The sequence below is a fragment of the Pontixanthobacter rizhaonensis genome (genome assembly GCF_012972675.1).
Taxonomy (GTDB): domain Bacteria; phylum Pseudomonadota; class Alphaproteobacteria; order Sphingomonadales; family Sphingomonadaceae; genus Pontixanthobacter; species Pontixanthobacter rizhaonensis.
The window spans coordinates 856,822-875,836 of record NZ_JABCRE010000003.1 but is presented as its reverse complement, the minus strand read 5'-3'; the positions used below and the strand labels follow the sequence as shown (position 1 = coordinate 875,836).

The following is a 19,015-nucleotide window of genomic DNA, read 5'->3' as shown; positions in this document are numbered from 1 at the left end:
TTAGCCGACGGTGACGATAGTGTCGGAGGTGAATGCATATTCCGGCACCACCAGATTAGTAGGCGCAGGGCCTTTGCGGATACGGCCGGCAGTGTCATAGTGCGAACCGTGACAAGGGCAGAAATAGCCCCCATATTCGCCCTTCACTTCGCCCTCAGCTGCACCTTGCGGAACACAGCCCAAGTGGGTGCAAACACCCATAGTGATAAGCATATCCCGATGGCCTTCCTTCGTCCGATCATCGAGAGTTTCCGGATCACGGAGGTCTGCGATAGGCGTTTCACCCGCTTCAACAATTTCTTCCGGAGTCAAACGGCGCACAAACAGCGGCTGCTTACGGAAAATCGCCTTAACGGTCTGGCCCGGCTCAATCGCACTGACATCGATTTCGGTACTGCTTTCCGCGAGAACGTCTGCCGATGGAGCCATTTGACTCACGAGCGGTAGAACCACGAACACACCGCCAACACCGGCGGTGCCCACTGCTGCGATATGGATAAAGTCGCGCCGACGAACGCCGTCTTCGCTTTCTGTATCAGCCATTAGCCTGCCTTGCCTGCTTTTGCCGCACACTATGCGCGGCACACAAAAAATTCCCGGTCCTCAGGCGGCGCCCCGAAACAAGAATTGCCCAGCAATCCCCTTGCCCCAGTATACTGCCCTTACAGCGGGTGCACTAAAGGCACCGTGCCAAAGGCCGGTTTCCGCGCGCTGATAGACCGGTTGGGCGGCTGTGCCAACCGCCTTTTTGGCACTATCCATTCCATTTGGTGCAACGCCGCAGATTTTGGAAACACGTCTGGGCTAGGCTGGAAGGCCAATCACGCTTATTTGCCGGCCCTCGGTTGGTTCCTTGCGGTGGGTCGCCCGTCGATACGAATAGAACCGGGTATCATTTCCGTAAGTATCAAGCGCGACGTCATCAACATGACCGACCTTCGCCAAACCCAAACGATGGGCGGCGTAGGCGGGCAAATCAAACTGCCAATGGCCTGATCTGCCGTTACTAAAGAAGGCGGCATCCGCTTCGGAGAATCGGTGTCTGAAGGCGGCATCGACCTCATAATTCGCCTGTGCGATACACGGCCCGATCGCCGCACGAATATCAGGCCGTTTTGCGCCAAGCCCGACCATTGCCTCGACCGTATTTTCCAGCACACCGCCCACCGCGCCGCGCCATCCGGCATGAGCGGCGCCGATGACACGCGCTTTAGGATCCACTAGCAACACTGGCGCGCAATCTGCGGTTACAATTCCGAGCAAACATCCCGGCGCGGCGGTGACCATCGCGTCCGCTTCCGGTTGCTGCTCTGCTGTCCAAGGTTCAGCGCCGTCAATTGCGACGACATCCGCTGAATGCACTTGCTGCACACGCACCATTGGCACAGCGGGCAATCCGGCAAAGCCGCCCAGCCCTGCTTTGGTCGAGAAGCCATGCGGGATACTGCCGAGTAGGCTGGACTGCACATGATCGGTCACGTGTTAATCACCCAAGGACCGCGAAACTTGCTCAAACGTATCGCGCGACAGTGTTTTCACCGCCGCAATCCGCTCCAACTGTTCACGCATCAGCGCCGCCCGCTTCGGCTCGATCCGCCGCCACCGACCCAGCGGAGAGACGAACCGCGCCGCCGTTTGCGGATTGATGGGGTCGAGCGCGATAATCAGATCCGCAATCAGCCTATACCCTTCGCCATCTTCGGCATGGAACGCGTGCGGATTGGCGGCAAACGCCATATAGAGCGACCGAACGCGGTTGGGATTGCGCAGGGTGAAGTCCTTATGCTCCGCCAGCGCTTTGACATGTTCGATTGCCTTGGGATGAAGCGACGAGGCTTGCAGGGCAAACCACTTATCGACCACCAGTTCATTGTCCGCATAACGGCGATGAAAATCAATGAGCTTGTCGGTGCGTGCAGCTGTGCCAAGTCCGGCCAACACCATCAGCGCACCTTGGCGGTCAGTCATATTGTCGGCTGCGTCATATTGCCGGGCTGCCACTTTGGAACCCGACTCTGGATCACCGGATGCCAGATAGACTAGCGCCTGTGTTTTCACCTTACGCGCCCCGCGAGAGGCTTTCTCAAGACTAAATTCAAGCTGCGATACCCGGTCGTGCAAAGCGGCAAGTTCTGTCGCGAATCGCACACCAAGCCACGCTTTCAGATCTTCGCGCTGCTGATGGATGGCAGACGGATCAGCAACCTCCTGCTGTTCTGCCAAATAGGTGATACTTGGAAGCATCATCAATTCGCCGCGCATGGAATCGTCCAGAGCGCTATCGGTGATAATCGCACCGAAGGCCGTTCCGATTGCATCGCGAGCGGCATCACGGGCCTCATCGCTCAATCCGCCAGACGATGCAGCGGTAAGATGCCGGACCACCAAGTCCTGCATGGCTTCATACCGGGCAAAGGCATCATCATCATTCGCGGCCAAGAAAACCAGTTCATGATCTTCAATCTCGCGCGCGATGGTGACCGGAGCAGAAAAACCGCGATTGACCGAAAGCACCGGCTTCTGCGCAAACCCATCAAAGGTAAAGCGCTGCTCCGCCTGATTGCATAGCAGCAATTCCTCACCGCGATGCGTACCGGTCGCAGGGTCAAACAACGCGATTTTCAGTGGGATTGGCATCGGCTTTTTGATCGCTTGCCCCGGCGTGGCGGGTACGCTTTGATGGACCGTCAGGCTTGCCTCACCATCAGTGTAATTCATTGTCACCGTTACTTTTGGCGTACCGGCTTGCGAATACCAAAGGCGGAACTGCGTCAGATCCAGCCCTGCCCCGTCTTCCATTGCGGTGATGAAATCTTCGCAAGTTGCCGCTTCTCCATCATGCCGGTCGAAATACAGATCGGTGCCTTTACGAAACGCCTCCGGCCCGCACATCGTCCGCATCATACGAATAACTTCAGCGCCCTTATTGTAGATTGTGGCGGTGTAGAAATTGGAGATTTCGCGAAAACTATCGGGGCGGATCGGGTGCGCTAGAGGACCGGAATCTTCGGGGAATTGGACCCCGCGTAAAATGCGCACATCCTCAATCCGTTTAACCGCTTCACCCTGCATATCCTGACTGAACATCTGGTCGCGCAGAACGGTGAAGCCTTCTTTCAGGCTGAGCTGGAACCAGTCTTGGCATGTGATCCGGTTGCCTGACCAATTGTGGAAATACTCATGGGCAATAACCCCTTCCACACCGTCAAAATCGCCATCAGTCGCAGTGTCAGCATCGGCCAGCACATATTTGGTGTTGAATACGTTGAGCCCTTTATTTTCCATCGCGCCCATATTGAAATCGCTAACCGCCACGATGTTGAACACATCAAGATCATATTCGCGGCCAAAGACCTGTTCATCCCATTCCATCGATTTGATCAGAGATCGCATAGCGTGGTCGGTGCGCGGCAAATCGCCGTCACGCACATAGATCGCCAAATCAACCTCGCGCCCCGACATGGTCGTGAAACTGTCTGTATTGGCCACCAGATCACCCGCAACCAGCGCAAACAAATAGGATGGCTTGGGCCATGGATCGTGCCACTCAGCCCAATGGGTGCCATCTTCATTCTGGCCTTCGCCAGTTTGGTTGCCGTTGGATAAAAGAACCGGAAACAGGCTTTTCGGTCCGGTCATCGTGACAGTGTAAGTCGACAAAACATCAGGGCGGTCGGGGAAGAAAGTAATCCGCCGGAAGCCTTCCGCCTCGCATTGGGTGCACAGCATTCCGCCCGACGCATACAGCCCCATCAACTGGCTGTTCGCCGATGGGTCAATTTCAGTAACAATGCCCACCACGTGCGCGCCCGCACTCAGCGGAACGAGTAGGTCCGGGCCGTCCATCGTCCAATCGCTAATCTCCGCCCCGTCCACTGTAACTTGGGCGGCAGTGATGCCGTCACCGTTCAAACGCAGAACAGGTGATGGTTCGGCAGCCGGGTTCGGCTCCACCGATAAAGAAGATGTGACACGGGTTTTTTCAACACCTAGGTCAAATGCCAGCCGTGTTTCAGGTAACGCCCACGCAAATGGCGTATAGTCCTCCCGGCGAATAACCGGCGGTTCGTGCGGGGTCGGGGCAGCATCTGCCATCTCTGGGTTGGTCGCAATATCCATAGTGTGTATCTAAGTCTTTGTTACCGCGCGTCCAGCCCCATCGGATACTGAACCGCCACCGGTCGAGGCAATTGCTCTGTTCGTCTGCACGGCACGTTGACACCGGGCGATAAATACAGGCAGCGTCTGCACGTGTTTGAGGGGGTCTAAGTTGATGTTCGAAATTCTCGCCAGTGCCGCGCCCGGATTTGATGTAGAAGCCGCAACGCGCGCGTACCTTGAAACGCTGCAAGGTGCCGCACGCGAAAGTTCTGACGCATATTTCGAAGGCGGATACTGGCTTATATTATTCGGAGCGGCGGCTGCGGTTCTGGTCGATTGGCTGATTTTGCGTTTCGGATTGGCAAACCGGTTCCGCAATTTGGGTGAACGCGTCTTTAAGCGGCCATTTGCAATCACCTGGCTGACCGCATTGCTATACACATTGGTTGGTTGGGTCCTGAGCCTACCCTGGTCAATTTACACCGGCTTCGTGCGCGAGAAGCAATATGATCTACTCGATCAAAGCTTCGGGGCATGGATCGGGGAAAGCCTGATCGCGCTTGCGCTTGGGCTGGCCGTCATGCCGCTATTTATAGCTGTCATTTATGCTGTCATTCGCAAATCGCCGCGCGGCTGGTGGGCGTGGGGTACCGGGGTTGTCGGGCTGTTCTTGGCGGTGATGCTGATGGTTGCGCCCGTTTTCATCTCGCCTCTGTTCAATACCTACACGGAACTGGAAGACGGCCCGCTGCGTGAACGGATTGTGGCGATGGCTGCCCAATATGACGTGCCGGCGGACAACATCTATGTGTTCGATCAGTCGAAACAGCATAAACGCATTTCGGCCAATGTGTCCGGACTTGGCCCAACCATCCGGATTTCGCTCAATGATAACCTGCTAGAGCGTACCAGCGAGGAAGAGATCGTCGCCGTTATGGGGCACGAGCTGGGCCACTATAAGCTGAACCACGGCCTATGGCGGGTCACTTTCATGCTGACCATTATCGGATTGGGTTTGTTTGTTGTCAGCCGCGCTGCACCCTGGTTAATCCGTAAATATGGTGATCGCTGGGGCGTGCGCGACATTACAGACCCTGCGTCTTTGCCTGTTCTGGGGATCGTGCTTTCAGTGTATTTTATGCTGGCCACCCCGGCTTTCAACAACATCACGCGCGTGCAAGAGAACGAAGCCGACGCCTTTGGATTGGAAGCAGCGCAGGAGCCTGACGGCTTTGCACGCGCAGCGATGCGCCTCAGCGAATACCGCAAAATCGAGGCGGGGCCAGTGGAAGAATTCCTGTTCTACACCCACCCCTCTGGCGAAAACCGTGTACGGCGCTCTATGCAATGGAAGGCCGATAATGTGCCGAATGCAGCCATGATCGTGCCAGAAGAAGGCTACCTCGACCCGCAATGAGCCATATGCTGATCTTCGGGCTGGGCTATACCGCTTCGCGCCTCGCCGCAGCATTGCGAGAAGCCGAATGGACAGTTGATGCTACCGGCAGCGCAGGCAATGTCGACTTCGCTGACGAAGCTGCTGTGTGCCGGTTGCTGGCCGAAACCACCCACGTCGTTTCATCGGTTCCCCCGGCCGAGGGAACCGATCCCGTGCTTGACCGATATGGCGAGTACTTTGGCTCAGCTTGGCTCGGCTACCTTTCCTCAACCGGAGTGTATGGCGACGCTGCCGGCGCGTGGGTTGATGAAAGCGCTTCCACAGGCGGCGGGCGGCGCAAAGACCGCGCTGAGTGCGATGCCCGCTGGCTGGCAAAAGGCGCGCGCGCATTCCGTTTGCCGGGCATTTACGGCCCTCGCCGCAGCGCGTTTGAGCGGGTTCAAAGCGGCAAGGCCAATCGGATCGATTTACCCGGCCAAGTTTTCAGCAGGGTCCATGTGGATGACATCGTTGCGGGCGTAATCGCCGGTCTGGATGGCCCGCCGGGTGCGTATAATTTGTCTGACGACCTGCCCTGCCCGCAAAACACAATTATCGAAGAAGCCAGCCGTTTGCTGGGCATAGCGCCCCCGCCGCTACAAACCCTGGAAGAAGCCAATCTGTCGGAAATGGCATTGGGTTTTTATTCTGAGAACCGCCGCGTTGCCAACAGTAAGGCCAAGCGGGTTTTGGGATGGCAGCCGCAATATCCAGATTACCGAGCTGGCCTTCGCAGCCTACTTTAGGTTTTGCGCGCCCGCAGCGCCAGAACCATTCCTGCCAGCGCCAGCACCCCGCCCCCTGCCGATAGCCAAGACCATTGATAGCCTTCCACCACGGTGGAGATCAGCATCGCAACAATAATCACCAGCACCGCATTATAGGCTGCACGCCCTGCGCCGATCTTGCGGACGATGGTGTAATAAAGCGGAAATGTCACAACCGATCCGGCCAGACCCAGCCATGCTGCACCCGCCCAATATTCCCACCGGTCGGGGAATATTGGCGGCCCTGCGGTTGCCCAAGCCAGACCAAAATCGATGATAGTTCCATACAGCATCGACCACGCCAGCAGACTGACCATTGGCAGCGCCCTGCCGGTATCATTCGCTTGAACAACATTCGCAATAGACGCCGCAAGAATACCGCCCACCGCCAGCAATATGCCGGTCCCGACACTGCCGCCCAGCGGTGACAAGCGCGCTTCATGCAGCAGCAGCATCGCGATGCCAGCGATGGCCACCGCGCTTCCGACCAGAAAACGCGCGGTCACTGGCTGTTTCAAAATCAGGCGTCCGAACAATACATTGGGCACCATCAACAGGCCGAACATCACAGCCACCACGCCCGACGTCAAATGCAGTTCCGCGCGATAGACGAAATTGAAGTTGAGGCAGAATTGCGTGAGGCCGATAAACACGGCCAACAAGTGCCCGGCCCGCCCGATATTGAGGCTGCGCCCCATCACCAGCGCAACGGCGAACATCGCCGGTGTCGCCAAAGCGAAGCGATAGGTAATTGACCAGCTCGCCGGGACATCGCCAATTTGGCCGGTGATCACATACCACGTACTGCCCCAAATCAAGGCCGTGAGGAGAAATGGCAGCGCGATCGCTGGCCGCAACATAGTGTGCGGATTTTCAGGCGAATTGTCTGTATTCATAAGGCAGCGATTGCTTTGGACAGAGCAATCGCGTGCTCTTGCGGCGTGTTCCATGCTGTAACCAAACGCGCGGCATCCGTGCCCCAATCGTAAAATTCGAAGCCCTGATTGCGCAGCGCTTCACGCTCGGTTGCGGAGCAGTGCAAGAATATTTCGTTCGCCTCAACCGGATGCATCAGGCGTGTGCCAGCAACAGAGGCAATCTCCCCCGCTGCGGCATTGGCACTGCGCGCATTGCTGAGCCACAGTTCATCTTTGAGCATCGCCAGCAACTGCGCCGCCAGATAGCGGCCTTTGCTTTGCAAATGCCCTGCCCGTTTGCGCCTGTATCGGGCCACATCGGCCAGCGCGGTATCGAAAAACACGATCGCTTCCGCGCCCATGCCGCCATTCTTCACAAACCCGAAACTGAGCGCATCAACCGGCCCTGCCGTGTCTGCCGCATCCCCGCCAAGGAACGCGCAAGCATTGGCAAACCGGGCGCCGTCCATATGCAAGCCTAGACCGCGTTCTTTTGCCAAGGCGGAAATGGCCGCTATCTCATCAGGCCGGTACGCGCAGCCATATTCGCTGGCCTGAGTGATGGAAATCGCGTGTGGCTGGACCTGATGGACATCATTACGAATGGGGTCGATCACCGTCCGGATCGCATCGGGGGTCAATTTGGCGCTCTCACCATCGGCCAGCATCAGCTTTGCACCGTGGAGATAGAAACCGGGCGCGCCGCCTTCATCCATTTCGATATGCGCTTCGCGGTGGCATAGTACGCCGCCATGTGGAGGCACCATGCTGGCCAAGGCAAGGCAGTTGGCCGCGGTTCCTGTCGCGACCCACAGCACAGCGCATTCACGCCCAAACAGCGCGCCAAACGCTTCATCCAACTGCTGGGAAACGGCGTCACCATCGTAAGGCGAATCCGGCGCATCAGCAGCTTGCATCGCCGCCCATAGAGACGGGTGTACAGAGGCTGCGTTATCAGACAAGAATTGCATAGATGTCGTCATTGCGGAACGCCGTGGCCCAGAGCTGCGTTACATGCAAGACACATACTAAACCGAGGATAACAGCAATGGCTATTAATGGCGTTTCTATTACCCGTCATGGCGACGAGACTGCCGGCGAATATCACGCCCATATCGAAGGAACGGAGGCAATCGGCCGGCTGACCTGGGTGAAGCGCGGAAATGCCAGAGTAGCAGAGCATACTCTGGTACCGCGCGAAATTGGCGGGCGCGGGGTCGCGGCACAGCTGGTCGACGCGCTGGTGGCAGATGCCCGTGAACACGGGTTCACCATCGTACCGCAATGTTCCTATGTAGAGAAAAAGTTCGATCAAAACCCGGATTGGGCCGATCTGAGGGCCTAACCCACCAATTCGGAAAAATCCGTGCCTGCGATACTGCCCAAGATCGCCTGACGCAGTTCCTGCGCGCGTGCGATGGGTAAGCCTTCCAGTTCCAGCGTGCCGCCAGCGAGGCCGAAATACAGCGTCGCATAGCCGCGTTTTCTGGCAATAGGGCCTTGGACAATTTCAAGCGATTGAAGCTTGATCCGCGACGCGACATCCAGCTTCGGGGCCAGCCAGCCGCGTTTGATGAAGACATAGTCCGGACCCAGCGCGTTGAAATCAAAGCGCCACAGGAACATTTGGCGAAACGCCAACAGCGCCCCTATTGCGACCGCAATTAACGCGAATAGCGGCGATGCCAATCCCGACAGGGTCAGACCTACAGCCGCGCCCGCAGCGATCATCAACAGAACGCAAAAATCAACAATGGCGGCATCCACCCGAAACTCCCGGCTGCCGCGATACCACCGGGTTTCAGCCTGCGGATCAACCGCAAAGCCGGCCACACGCGCGATCGGGGCAATCTCCTCCATAGTGGCGAACGGCGCGACATCGTGACTTGCCGAGCCGCTATCTTGCGCGAGTGAGACGAAGCTGAGCGCGTGCCATCCAAAACGGCGGCGGATAAATCCGGTTTTCGTTTTGATCGCCTGAACGCGGTGCAGCGGCATCACCACATCGGTTTTGGTGAGTAATCCGCGCCTGCGGCGAAAGCCCTTGGCCGTTCGTTCCAGAACAAAACCCCAATCGCGCAATACCGTGCGGACCAGACCCGTCAGAGAGCCAACAATAAACAGAGTTATAAGCCCCATAGCCCCAGCAATGATTTGAACGGCGGGGCCCCAAGACGCCACGGCGCTGCCCGGATCTGCGAAATTGTCCCGCCAGAACTCCGCGTCCCATAAATTTATCGAAACAAAGGTTTCCGCATATTGGAACAGGCCGGCAAGCACTGCGAAAACGGCAAGCGAGAATTCAAACAGGCCAAAGGTAATCAGCCTCTTGTGACCCATCGCAAAGATGACGTCAGCGGGCTCCTCTTTGGCAGCTTCATTGGCAGAGGCTGCTTCGCCAATCGCAATTACCGCACCATCCTTGCGCTCTCTCACCAGATCCCGCAGGGTTTCGCCTTGATCTTCCGAGAGATAACGCAGCGTGATTTCCTCATCGCCGCCCGCGCCGGTTTCAAACTTCACCTGAACCAAGCCGAGCAGGCGCGGAAGCAGTGACTGTTCCAGGCTGACATCCTGGATCCGTTCATAGGGAACCGACCGTGCCGTGCGCGAAACAATGCCGCTTTCCACCCGAATATCCGTTGCGCCAACGATATATGTAAAACGCCGCCACGCCAGATAGGCAAACCCGCCAATGACAACCGCAATGACCAGACCGATGCCGAGCGCGGCGAACAGCGCCCACCATTTTTCCCGCATCGAAAAATAGGCCGCCGCCATTGGGAACAGCGCATTTTGCAATCCGGCAAGACCGGCAACCACCACGCTAAGCGGGTGCTTGCGCAAAGGTTCAGCACTGGCGGCAGCTGGCTCTATGTCTGCTTCTTGATCCACCACGATCAGGTGGTTTCCCGCTTAATATGTGCGCGGATCGTTTCGCGCATGGCCAAAGCATCATCATTGCCCAGGCCGGGTAAGTGAACAGACGAATTATGCGTCCCGGCTGTATGCACGGTCAGGGTGGCGATACCGTAAGCACGCTGCAATGGCCCTTGATCTACGTCAATATGCTGGACACGGCCGAACGGAACCACCGAATCATGGCGAAATAAAATGCCTCGGACAACGCGCAGCCGGTCATTGCCCAGATCATATCCGCGCGCTTGATAGCGCCGCAACGGCACCCGGATCACGATAAAGGCCGCGAGCAATACGGTTGGCACGACGAATATGCCGAAGGGTAGCAGTTCCGCCACTTCCAAGATGATCGATCCGATCACAAATGGCAGCACAAAAAGAATGGCAGAAATGCGCGTCACTTTGACGTGATTAGGGTGCAGAGCGGTCAAGCTATCGTCAGTATCATCCATAGTGAGTTGCATGGATAACACGCCGGCTATTTGCAAGCGTCTTCGGTCGTCGCGCCCAAAAGAACTGCGCGCCGCTTATGCTCTTTGGTTAAAACGCCGCCCGATCATGGCCGAAGTGATATTGGTTTTCTGTACATCGGTCGTGCCGCCTGCAATTCCCCACGCGAACCCGTCGCGCAAACGCTGTTCCATCGGATAGTCTTTGGAATAGCCATAGCCGCCCATGACCTGCACGCCCAATTGCGTGACTTCCCGAACGATTTCGTTGGAAAAGCATTTGGCGAGTGAACTTTCATATACCGTTGGCAATCCATCCTTGGCGCTGGCGGCTGCCCGCCAGATCAACAACCGCGCTGCGTCCACTTTCATGGCCATTTCGGCCAGTTTGATTTGCACAGCTTGGAAATCGACGATTGGCTTACCAAACGCTTGGCGTTCCTGCGTGTAAGCCAGCGCGTCTTCCAACGCCGCTGCCGCAACCCCCAAACCCATTGTTGCATTGCCGCAGCGCTCCAGCCCGAAAGCGCTCATCAATTGGCCGAACCCGCCGGCGCCGATGATCATATTGCCTTTGGGCACCCGGACATCATCCAAGAAGATATCGGCAGAGGGTATGCCGCGAAACCCCATCAGTTCCTCACGTTTACCGAATGAAACCCCCGCATCATCTTTCTCCACCAGCACAGCACCGATGCCTTTTGCGCCCGGTTGATCATCGAACCGGCAATAGGTGATGTAATATTCCGAATGCCCTGCACCGGAACTCCACCTTTTGCGGCCGTTCAGTACAATCTCGTCACCATCCATCACAGCACTGGTTGTAAGGTCGGTCAGCGCGGTACCTGCATCCGGTTCAGACATAGCAACCGCAACAATTTTCTCGCCCCGGATCACTTCCGGTAAAATCTTGGCTTTGAGGGCGTCGGACCCGAAATGCTCGACAGTACGAACTGGGCCAGTCAGCGCCTCAAACACCGGGAAAGCTACTGCGACGGAGATTTGGGCAAATTCCTCTAACACCAACAGAGCGTCCAGATGGCTCAAACCCAGACCGCCATATTGCTCCGGCAGATTGATTCCCAGGAAACCCAGCTCTCCATAGCGGCGCAGCACATCATGCGGGACAGGCTCGTCCTTGCGCTCCAACTCGCGGGCCAAATCGGGCAATTCCGCGCGTGCAAATTTCCGGGCGGCATCCTGCAATTCACGCTGTTGATCGCTTAAACCGAAATCCATCGCCTACTCTCCAAACTGTAATTCTTTGCCGCACGCTATTGCCCGCGCGGCCAAAGCTGGCAAGGTCCGCTGCGGCGTTAAGGGCGGGATTGAGGAGAGGTTCACTGGATAGCACAGGCGATAGCGCGGGCCTTTGGCTAACTCTGTCGAGTTGCGCTGCCTTTATGGCACTGGTGGCCGCCGTGTCATGGAGAATGACGCGCGGCAGTACCGGCTCAAGCGAGGGGTATTTCCTTGCTGGTAGGGGTTTGGGCGGCATCTTCATTGCCGGTTCGCTATTGCTAACCAATCTGTCCGCAGAACAGCTGATTGGCCTCAATGGATCGGCCTATGGCTACAATATGTCATCCATGGCGTGGGAAGTGACGGCGGCGGTTTCCACCATTGTCATGGCCCTGATATTTCTGCCTCGCTATCTCGCCGGGGCGTTCACCACTCTGCCCGAATTCTTGAAGAGCCGGTATGATGTCGGGGTACAGCAAATGTCGGCCGTGCTGTTCTTGCTGGGGTATGGTTTGGTCACGATCCCATCGGTGCTGTATTCCGGATCACTCGCCGTGATGAAGATTTTCGATGTACCACAGCTGTTCGGTATCGGTGAATTTCCGGCATTGGTTGTGATGGTGCTGGTCATCGGTTGCACAGGCGCGATCTATGCGGTTTTTGGCGGGCTGAAGGCTGTCGCAATATCCGACACGATCAATGGCATAGGCCTGCTGATCATCGGATTTCTGGTGCTCATTCTGGGCCTTATCGCGATTGGCGGCGGCGCATTTATGGAAGGGCTCACCCGGCTGGCGAGCAACCACCCGGAAAAACTCAATGCCATTGGCAGTTCGGATGACCCCACGCCATTCGGGACGATCTTCACCGGAATGTTGATCGCCAATCTGTTTTACTGGTGTACCAACCAATATGTGATCCAGCGGACATTGGCCGCGAAATCCTTGGCTGAAGGCCAGAAGGGCGTTTTGCTGTCCGGTTTCTTCAAAGTGCTGGTGCCGTTTCTGATGATGATCCCGGGGATCATTGCCTATCACCTCTACGGCCCCGGATTGACCACCATCGACCTCGCCTATCCCGCTCTCGTGCGGGACTTGTTGCCCGTTTGGCTGATGGGATTATTCTTGGCGGTCTTGCTGGGCGCGGTTTTCAGCTCGTTCAATTCGCTCGTAAACAGCGCTGCAACACTGTTCTGCCTCGACATTCTGCCAGCAATACGGGGTAAACCGCTCGCCGAAGCATCGGTAGTGCAAACCGCAAAATGGGCGAGCGCCGTGGTCGCGCTATTTTCCTTCGCGGTCGCGCCCTTATTATACTTCGCACCCGATGGATTGTGGCAGATCATCCGCATCTTCACCGGCTTCTATAATATTCCGATCATCACAATTGTGCTGGTGGGCCTGTTCACGCAGCGCGTACCGGCCATCGGTGCCAAGCTGGTGATCGTCTTCCATGTTGTCGCTTACGGCCTCGCCAAATTTATCTTCGACGATGTGATTACGATGCACTTCTTGCATCTATATGCGGTACTATTTGTGATCGAACTCGCGATCATGGCGGTTTGCTGCAAGCTCTATCCCCGCGACGTAGAAAGCGAAATGCCAAAGGCAGCCAAAACCGATATGACCCCGTGGCGCGGCGCGATCCCCACGGCCATCCTGCTGATGTCGCTGGTTATCGCCTGCTATTTGCTTTTCTCACCGATAGGCTTGGCCTCGGGCGAGCTCAGTACAGTCTTTTGGACCGCCATTGCGGCGCTTGTTGCGGGGAATGTTTTGGCAGCCCTCTGGCACCGCCGTATCGCATGACTGAGGGGCGCTTATGCTACCGGCATGGGCTCAAACCAAAGCAGGAGCCTCATTGGCAACGTTTGCGCGCTGGCTGCTTTATCGGCTTTCGTCCGTCAAAACGCGGCGGCAAGGGAACATGGATTGCCCGCGTTTACGACGAAGACACAGGCAAGTACCAAGTGAAGTCGCTAGGCGATTTCGGAATGCTGAAGGCAGTCGAGTTTGCAAGAGTGATCTCGAAAGAAATAGACAAGTTAGGCTTGGACGGCTCGGCAAGTTTGAGAGAAGTTGCTGCTGCGCTGAATGACATCGGAGTTCGGACACGAAGCGGAAGCCACAAGCACCCGACTTCAATCGCACGAGTGATCAAAAGGATTGATTGAATGCATTTGCTCGATATCGACCAGAACTGGGCCGTTAGCGGATAGGCTGCTCTTGGATGATCGGGTTCGCAAAGCTGACGCCACTCTCACACGCCATGATCGACGCCTGCGCTGGCGAATTGTGAGCAGAAAAACTTGATTCAGGTTTGTATGTTTTGGCTGTGAGTGAATGCGAAAGAAGCCAGCCGGGGTGGAGGACCCCGACTGGCTTCCCTTGGCCTAGGCAGCCCAAGATGGAGCTACTTAGAATTGGAACCGAACGCGAACACCGCCAGCGTGCGACTGGTAGCCGGAGGCGAAACGCCCGCGATACTCGGCCCCGACTGTCAGCCCGCCTTCGCTTACGAAGTCGAAACCAGCGGCAAAATCGAACCGCGATGCCGATGCTTCGTCTGCGACCACGGTGAAGGTGTCAGCGCCGCCGTTGAATGAACCTGCAACCGCGATTGGATCGCTGCTGAGATCATAAGCGTAATCGACGGTGGCGAACGGGATCACACCCGTTTGCGCTGTGCCGGATACCCGAACGCCAAGGCGTGTTTCGAGGAATTGCGCATTGTCGCTGTCGAGGCTGAGCCCAAGACCGCCTGTTTCCGTGAAGGTGTCACGAGACAGATCGGCATAGCGTAGCCCTACGCTTGGCGTGACGGCAACGCTTCCAGCATCGACATCGTAACCAACATTCAGGCTGGCATAGAGACCATCCACATTGCTGTCGCCGGTAACAACCGAGCCAAGGGCCGTGCGGCTGCTGTCAACGGAGTTGGTGGAGTATCCAAGCTCGGCATTGGCATAAGCCTGACCCAGATCGAAGCCGGCATAGGCACCAATCTGGAAAGCGTCGATCTGGCTGCGTGCACCGGCGGTACCGGCAGCTTCCAGTTCGATGTCGGCATAATTTGCGAGCACACCCACGGTGACAGTTTCACTGATCTGGCCATCAAGACCCAGAGTGAAGCCAGTTGCATCGGCGTTGTAGCCAAGCGAGCTTACGCTGGTTCCCTCGGCATCGGCGTTGCGGAAGAAGGCTTCGCCCCACAATCCGGTTCCCTTCTGACGCAGACGATCCTGAACAAGCGAGCTTGCGAAACGCTGGGTCTCGAAAATCTCGCGGGTCACGCCATCATTGATCGCCGGGAGAAGGTCGAGTGCAAGCGCTTCGAAACCGGCTGCATCGTCAACGCCATTCAGGGCGTCGAACACCGGTGCGGTCAGGCGATTGTTCGCCGTTGCGCTGGTGATCGCCGAACCGAAGCTGCTGATGTTGGCATCGGCCGATACATTGCCGAGATCCGCCGCATTTACAGCCACCGCAACCGATCCGAACACGACATCGTAGTCGATCAGGAAGTCGTTGTCGGCGACATTGACGGAGACACCATTGTTGGTGAAGCTGCCCGTTTCGGTCAGGACGTCGATGGTCCGCCCGACATCGGCTTGGCCGATCTGGTCAGTGGCGACGTTGATGACGCTTCCCATCCCCAGAACGGTGTCACCGTCAACAGCCAGGCTGTCCACATCGAGGTCGAAAGACAGTGTGCCGTTATGCGTCAGGCGTCCATCGAGAGTGCGGGCACCGGAAATGTCGGTGGTGCTGCCTGCGGCAGTGGTCACGGCGACAGTGTTCAGGATGTTGCCCTGAATGGAGTTACCCATGCCGGTGATTGAGAGAGTGTCCTCGAACGCGCTTGATCCAACGAAGTTACCGATCAAAGTGCCCCCGTCATTGACGACGTTAACTGCCGACAGGGCGTTACCAGCAAAGAAAGCGTTCACACCGCCGGACAAAATGCCCGAGTTGGTGATCACCGCACCAGTGTGATCGCCAGCACCAAGGTAAATACCGTGGTTGCCACCGGAGATCGTACCGGAGTTGGTGATTGAACCGGCGAGGTTCACACCGTTGACCACGCGAATACCGGCGACCGGACCCTGCATACTTTCCGAGTTGATCGTACCGGAGTTGATGATCGTCCCGTCAAAGGTTCCCATGTTTCCGGCATTGCCGATCCGCACGCCATCACCGGCCTGATTGTCCATAGGCCCAGCCTGACCGCGGCCCTGGATCGAGCCGGTGTTGGTCAGAGAAAAGGTGTTCGCTCCATCTGCAGCGCCGCCGATTTCGGCACCGAAGCCCGAACCGTTATTGCCCATGCCTGCATCGATCACGCCGCTGTTGTTGACGGCGAAATCATCTGCAGTCCCATCGGCATAGACGGTGCCGTTGCGCTGGTTGCCTGTGCCGAGGATCGATCCGGTGTTGTTCACCGTCAATCCAAAGCCATCAATGTTGAGCGCGCGGCTGTCTGACGAGATCGTTCCGGCGTTGTTGACCACACCGCCCGTGTGATCTGCGCCCATGCCCATGACCGGGTTGCCGAAATACAGGCCGTTTTGAACCCCGGAGATCACACCGCCCGTTTCGTTGGTAAGCGTGCCTTGGAAGCTGATGCCGTTGACGAAGCGGATGCCTGCAGTTGTGCCTTGCATGCTTTCAGAAGCAATGGTGCCCGAATTGGTGATCGTGCCATCGAACACGCCGATGTTGCCGACATTGCCGATGCGAACACCGTCGCCTGCGCCGCCGACAGCAGCGCTTGCCTGACCGCGGCCCTGGATGGTGCCGCTGTTGACGAGGTCGAACGTGTTGGCCCCATCGGCTGCACCGCCGATTTCCGCGCCAAAGCCCGAACCTTCATTGCCCATGCCGGCATCGATCACACCGCTGTTATTAACAGTGAAATTGTCGGCAGTGCCATCGGCATAAACTGTGCCGTTGCGCTGGTCACCGGTACCAAGGATGGACCCCGCATTGTTCAGCGTCAGGCCAAGCCCATCGATGTTAAATGCGCGGCTGTCCGATGAAATCACCCCGCCGTCGAGGTTGTTGACGACGCCGCCTGTGTGATCAGCACCGCCAGCAGGGACCGGGTTGCCGAAATAGACGCCGTTCTGAACGCCGCTGATGGTGCCCGAATTGTTGAGCACACCTTGGAAACTCGCCCCGTTCACAAAGCGGATGCCCGCTGTTGTGCCCTGAGCACTCTCAGAGTTGATTAGGCCAGAGTTTTCGATGGTTCCGGTGAACAAACCGGTGGTCGATCCCTCGAGTATTCCGCCCACGCGCTCGCGTTCGAAGCGCAAGCCGTCACCAGCAGTTGCAGCACCGGCATCAGCCTGACCACGGCCCTGAATGATGCCGGCATTAACGATGGTAAAGTCATTGCCTTCAGCCGAAAGTTCGACCGAGAAGCCTGCGCCTTCATTACCCATACCTGCGTCGATCACGCCGGTTTCGAGGTTGTTGAGGACAAATCCCTGCGCTGTGCTGTCGGCGTAGACCGTTCCGTTGCGCTGGTTACCCGCACCAAGGATACTGCCCGAGTTGTTAATCGTGAGACCAAGACCGTCAATGTTGAGCGCACGGCTTTCCGATTCGATCGTGCCCGAGTTGTTGACCACGGCCCCGGTGAAATCACCACCGCCCGCAGGGGTCGCGTTCCCGAAGTAGAGGCCATTGCTTACGCCGCCGATAAAGCCGTCATTGTTGATCGTGCCAGAAAAGCTGACACCGTTCACAAAGCGAATACCTGCCGTCGTGCCGCCGCCGCCAAGGCTGGCGATTGCACCGGTTTCGGAGTTGTTGATCGTACCGGTGAACAGGCCGGATGTGGTCCCGTCAAGCACGCCATTGACGCGTTCGCGTTCGAAACGGATGCCGTCACCTGCGAGCGGCGAACCAGCATCTTCAACGCTATCGCCGAGAATGTTGCCTTCGTTGTTGATGGTGAAGTTGTTGCCCTCTGCCGAAAGCTCGGCTGAGAAACCTGCACCGTTATTGCCCAGGCCCGGATCAACGAGCCCGAAATTATTGAACTCGAAATCCTGCGCGGTACTGTCGGCGTAAACCGTTCCGTTGCGCTGGTTGCCGGACCCGGCAATCACCGCGAAGTTGTTCACGACAAGGCCGGTGCCATCGATGTTCAGTGCGCGGCTGTCGGAGATAATCTGCCCGTCATTGTTGACCACGCCGCCCGTGTGATCGGCATCGCCGAAATACAGACCGTTGCGGACACCGGAAATCTCGCCGGTGTTGTTGAGCTCGCCCTGGAAACCGATGCGGTCGGCAAAACGGATTGCTGCGACCGTCCCTTGCTCGCTGTCGGAGGTGATGAGGCCGGAATTGTTGATCGTGCCTTCATAGATATAAGCAGGAGCAACACCCGGTCCGAAGAAGCGGATGCCGTCGCCAGCCGTTCCGCCCATTGCCGGCGCCTGACCGCGACCCGAGATTACGCCGGCATTATTGATCTCGCCGGTGATCGGCATTCCACCGCCGCCGACTTCGATTGCAACGCCTGCGCCTTCGACGCCTGCATCGATGACACCGTTCACACCGTTATTGATGACGATGTTGTTCGAAGTACGGTTGGCATAGACGGCGCCGTTGCGCTGACTGCCGGTGCCGAGGATGACGCCTTCATTGTTGAGCGTCGCATCAGTGCCGTCAAAGTTCACAACGCGTGATGCACCTTCGAGGCGCCCGGTTGCTGCATTGTTGATGATGGTACCCGTAGTGCCCTGATTCACTTGAATGGTCTGCGTCACGCCGGTGGTCGCGAGCGTACCGGCATTGTCTACAGTCACATCATTGTTTGCGACAACGACGACGGGAGCGCCCTCGACGGTGCTTGCCACTCCTGCGGCCGCGGAAATGGTCTCGCCATCCGCAACCGAGGTGACAGTTATATTATCGCCCTCAATGATCACTTGCTGAGCATGAGCTGCACCAGAGGTGAATAGAGCGAGGGTCGATGAAGTAAGAAGTAAACGACTGGCATTAAATGCCTGCTTGCGTGGATTGAAAGTTTTCATTGTGCTGCCTTTTCCATTGTTGAAAACTGGATGGAAAGCAGGCCGAGAAACTGGATAGGCCTGCCTTTCAAGGCAAGCAGATATGAGCAGTCCTTAGGTCTGTATAATACTTGCTCTCAATGGCCCTTATAGGC

At 57.1% G+C, this 19,015-nt stretch carries 14 protein-coding genes; 5 read left to right on the top strand and 9 right to left on the bottom strand.

Going from position 1 to position 19,015, the window contains the following annotated elements:
* From petA to pepN, 3 genes are all read right to left on the bottom strand, one after another.
* Positions 1-543 (bottom strand): ubiquinol-cytochrome c reductase iron-sulfur subunit, encoded by a 543-nt coding sequence (gene petA, locus HKD42_RS11930; RefSeq protein ID WP_170013624.1) that lies wholly within the window; start codon positions 541-543, stop codon positions 1-3.
* 261 nt (positions 544-804) lie between these two features.
* Complete coding sequence (pgeF, locus tag HKD42_RS11925; RefSeq protein ID WP_170013622.1) at positions 805-1,479, bottom strand: peptidoglycan editing factor PgeF; 675 nt, start codon at positions 1,477-1,479, stop codon at positions 805-807.
* Between the two features lie 3 nt (positions 1,480-1,482).
* Complete coding sequence (gene pepN, locus HKD42_RS11920) at positions 1,483-4,119, bottom strand: aminopeptidase N (RefSeq protein WP_170013620.1); 2,637 nt, start codon at positions 4,117-4,119, stop codon at positions 1,483-1,485.
* Positions 4,120-4,273: 154 nt separating this feature from the next.
* On the opposite strand from pepN, the gene HKD42_RS11915 reads away from it, so the two are divergent.
* Positions 4,274-5,518: a M48 family metallopeptidase gene (locus HKD42_RS11915; protein ID WP_170013618.1), complete on the top strand. Its 1,245-nt coding sequence runs from the start codon at positions 4,274-4,276 to the stop codon at positions 5,516-5,518.
* Entirely contained in the window at positions 5,515-6,285 is a 771-nt protein-coding gene (locus HKD42_RS11910; RefSeq protein WP_170013616.1) for a Rossmann-fold NAD(P)-binding domain-containing protein, read from the top strand. The genes HKD42_RS11915 and HKD42_RS11910 overlap by 4 nt, the downstream gene beginning before the upstream one ends.
* Here HKD42_RS11910 and HKD42_RS11905 read toward each other — a convergent pair.
* Both HKD42_RS11905 and HKD42_RS11900 read right to left on the bottom strand, forming a co-directional pair.
* On the bottom strand, positions 6,282-7,202 hold the full coding sequence (locus tag HKD42_RS11905) for a DMT family transporter (RefSeq protein WP_246237014.1): 921 nt from the start codon (positions 7,200-7,202) through the stop codon (positions 6,282-6,284). The genes HKD42_RS11910 and HKD42_RS11905 overlap by 4 nt on opposite strands.
* Positions 7,199-8,194 carry a threonine aldolase family protein gene (locus HKD42_RS11900; protein WP_170014101.1) on the bottom strand — a complete coding sequence of 332 codons (996 nt, stop codon included), beginning with the start codon at positions 8,192-8,194 and terminating at the stop codon, positions 7,199-7,201. Before HKD42_RS11900 ends, HKD42_RS11905 begins: the two co-directional genes overlap by 4 nt.
* 77 nt (positions 8,195-8,271) lie before the next feature.
* On the opposite strand from HKD42_RS11900, the gene HKD42_RS11895 reads away from it, so the two are divergent.
* On the top strand, positions 8,272-8,568 hold the full coding sequence (locus tag HKD42_RS11895; protein WP_170013614.1) for a GNAT family N-acetyltransferase: 297 nt from the start codon (positions 8,272-8,274) through the stop codon (positions 8,566-8,568).
* Here HKD42_RS11895 and HKD42_RS11890 read toward each other — a convergent pair.
* From HKD42_RS11890 to HKD42_RS11880, 3 genes are all read right to left on the bottom strand, one after another.
* Positions 8,565-10,118, bottom strand: a complete 1,554-nt coding sequence (locus HKD42_RS11890) for a PH domain-containing protein (RefSeq protein ID WP_343042365.1) — start codon at positions 10,116-10,118, stop codon at positions 8,565-8,567. The genes HKD42_RS11895 and HKD42_RS11890 overlap by 4 nt on opposite strands.
* Positions 10,119-10,123: 5 nt before the next feature.
* Complete coding sequence (locus HKD42_RS11885; protein WP_170013612.1) at positions 10,124-10,594, bottom strand: PH domain-containing protein; 471 nt, start codon at positions 10,592-10,594, stop codon at positions 10,124-10,126.
* 75 nt (positions 10,595-10,669) lie between these two features.
* Positions 10,670-11,830: an acyl-CoA dehydrogenase family protein gene (locus tag HKD42_RS11880; protein ID WP_170013610.1), complete on the bottom strand. Its 1,161-nt coding sequence runs from the start codon at positions 11,828-11,830 to the stop codon at positions 10,670-10,672.
* Between the two features lie 89 nt (positions 11,831-11,919).
* Here HKD42_RS11880 and HKD42_RS11875 point away from each other — a divergent pair, with 89 nt between their 5' ends.
* Both HKD42_RS11875 and HKD42_RS13350 read left to right on the top strand, forming a co-directional pair.
* Positions 11,920-13,641 carry a solute:sodium symporter family transporter gene (locus HKD42_RS11875; protein ID WP_281356515.1) on the top strand — a complete coding sequence of 574 codons (1,722 nt, stop codon included), beginning with the start codon at positions 11,920-11,922 and terminating at the stop codon, positions 13,639-13,641.
* A complete protein-coding gene (locus tag HKD42_RS13350; RefSeq protein ID WP_246237010.1) occupies positions 13,638-14,006 on the top strand; it encodes a hypothetical protein in 369 nt (122 codons plus the stop codon). The genes HKD42_RS11875 and HKD42_RS13350 overlap by 4 nt, the downstream gene beginning before the upstream one ends.
* Positions 14,007-14,249: 243 nt before the next feature.
* Here HKD42_RS13350 and HKD42_RS11865 read toward each other — a convergent pair whose 3' ends face one another.
* Complete coding sequence (locus tag HKD42_RS11865) at positions 14,250-18,881, bottom strand: autotransporter domain-containing protein (protein ID WP_170013606.1); 4,632 nt, start codon at positions 18,879-18,881, stop codon at positions 14,250-14,252.
* Between the last annotated feature and the right edge of the window lie 134 nt (positions 18,882-19,015).

Coding starts and splice junctions, on each gene's coding strand:
- petA (WP_170013624.1), bottom strand. CDS start 543: ATGGCTGATACAGAAAGCGAAGACGGCGTTCGTCGGCGCGACTTTATC.
- pepN (WP_170013620.1), bottom strand. CDS start 4,119: ATGGATATTGCGACCAACCCAGAGATGGCAGATGCTGCCCCGACCCCG.
- HKD42_RS11915 (WP_170013618.1), top strand. CDS start 4,274: ATGTTCGAAATTCTCGCCAGTGCCGCGCCCGGATTTGATGTAGAAGCC.
- HKD42_RS11910 (WP_170013616.1), top strand. CDS start 5,515: ATGAGCCATATGCTGATCTTCGGGCTGGGCTATACCGCTTCGCGCCTC.
- HKD42_RS11905 (WP_246237014.1), bottom strand. CDS start 7,202: ATGAATACAGACAATTCGCCTGAAAATCCGCACACTATGTTGCGGCCA.
- HKD42_RS11900 (WP_170014101.1), bottom strand. CDS start 8,194: ATGCAATTCTTGTCTGATAACGCAGCCTCTGTACACCCGTCTCTATGG.
- HKD42_RS11895 (WP_170013614.1), top strand. CDS start 8,272: ATGGCTATTAATGGCGTTTCTATTACCCGTCATGGCGACGAGACTGCC.
- HKD42_RS11885 (WP_170013612.1), bottom strand. CDS start 10,594: ATGGATGATACTGACGATAGCTTGACCGCTCTGCACCCTAATCACGTC.
- HKD42_RS11880 (WP_170013610.1), bottom strand. CDS start 11,830: ATGGATTTCGGTTTAAGCGATCAACAGCGTGAATTGCAGGATGCCGCC.
- HKD42_RS13350 (WP_246237010.1), top strand. CDS start 13,638: ATGACTGAGGGGCGCTTATGCTACCGGCATGGGCTCAAACCAAAGCAG.
- HKD42_RS11865 (WP_170013606.1), bottom strand. CDS start 18,881: ATGAAAACTTTCAATCCACGCAAGCAGGCATTTAATGCCAGTCGTTTA.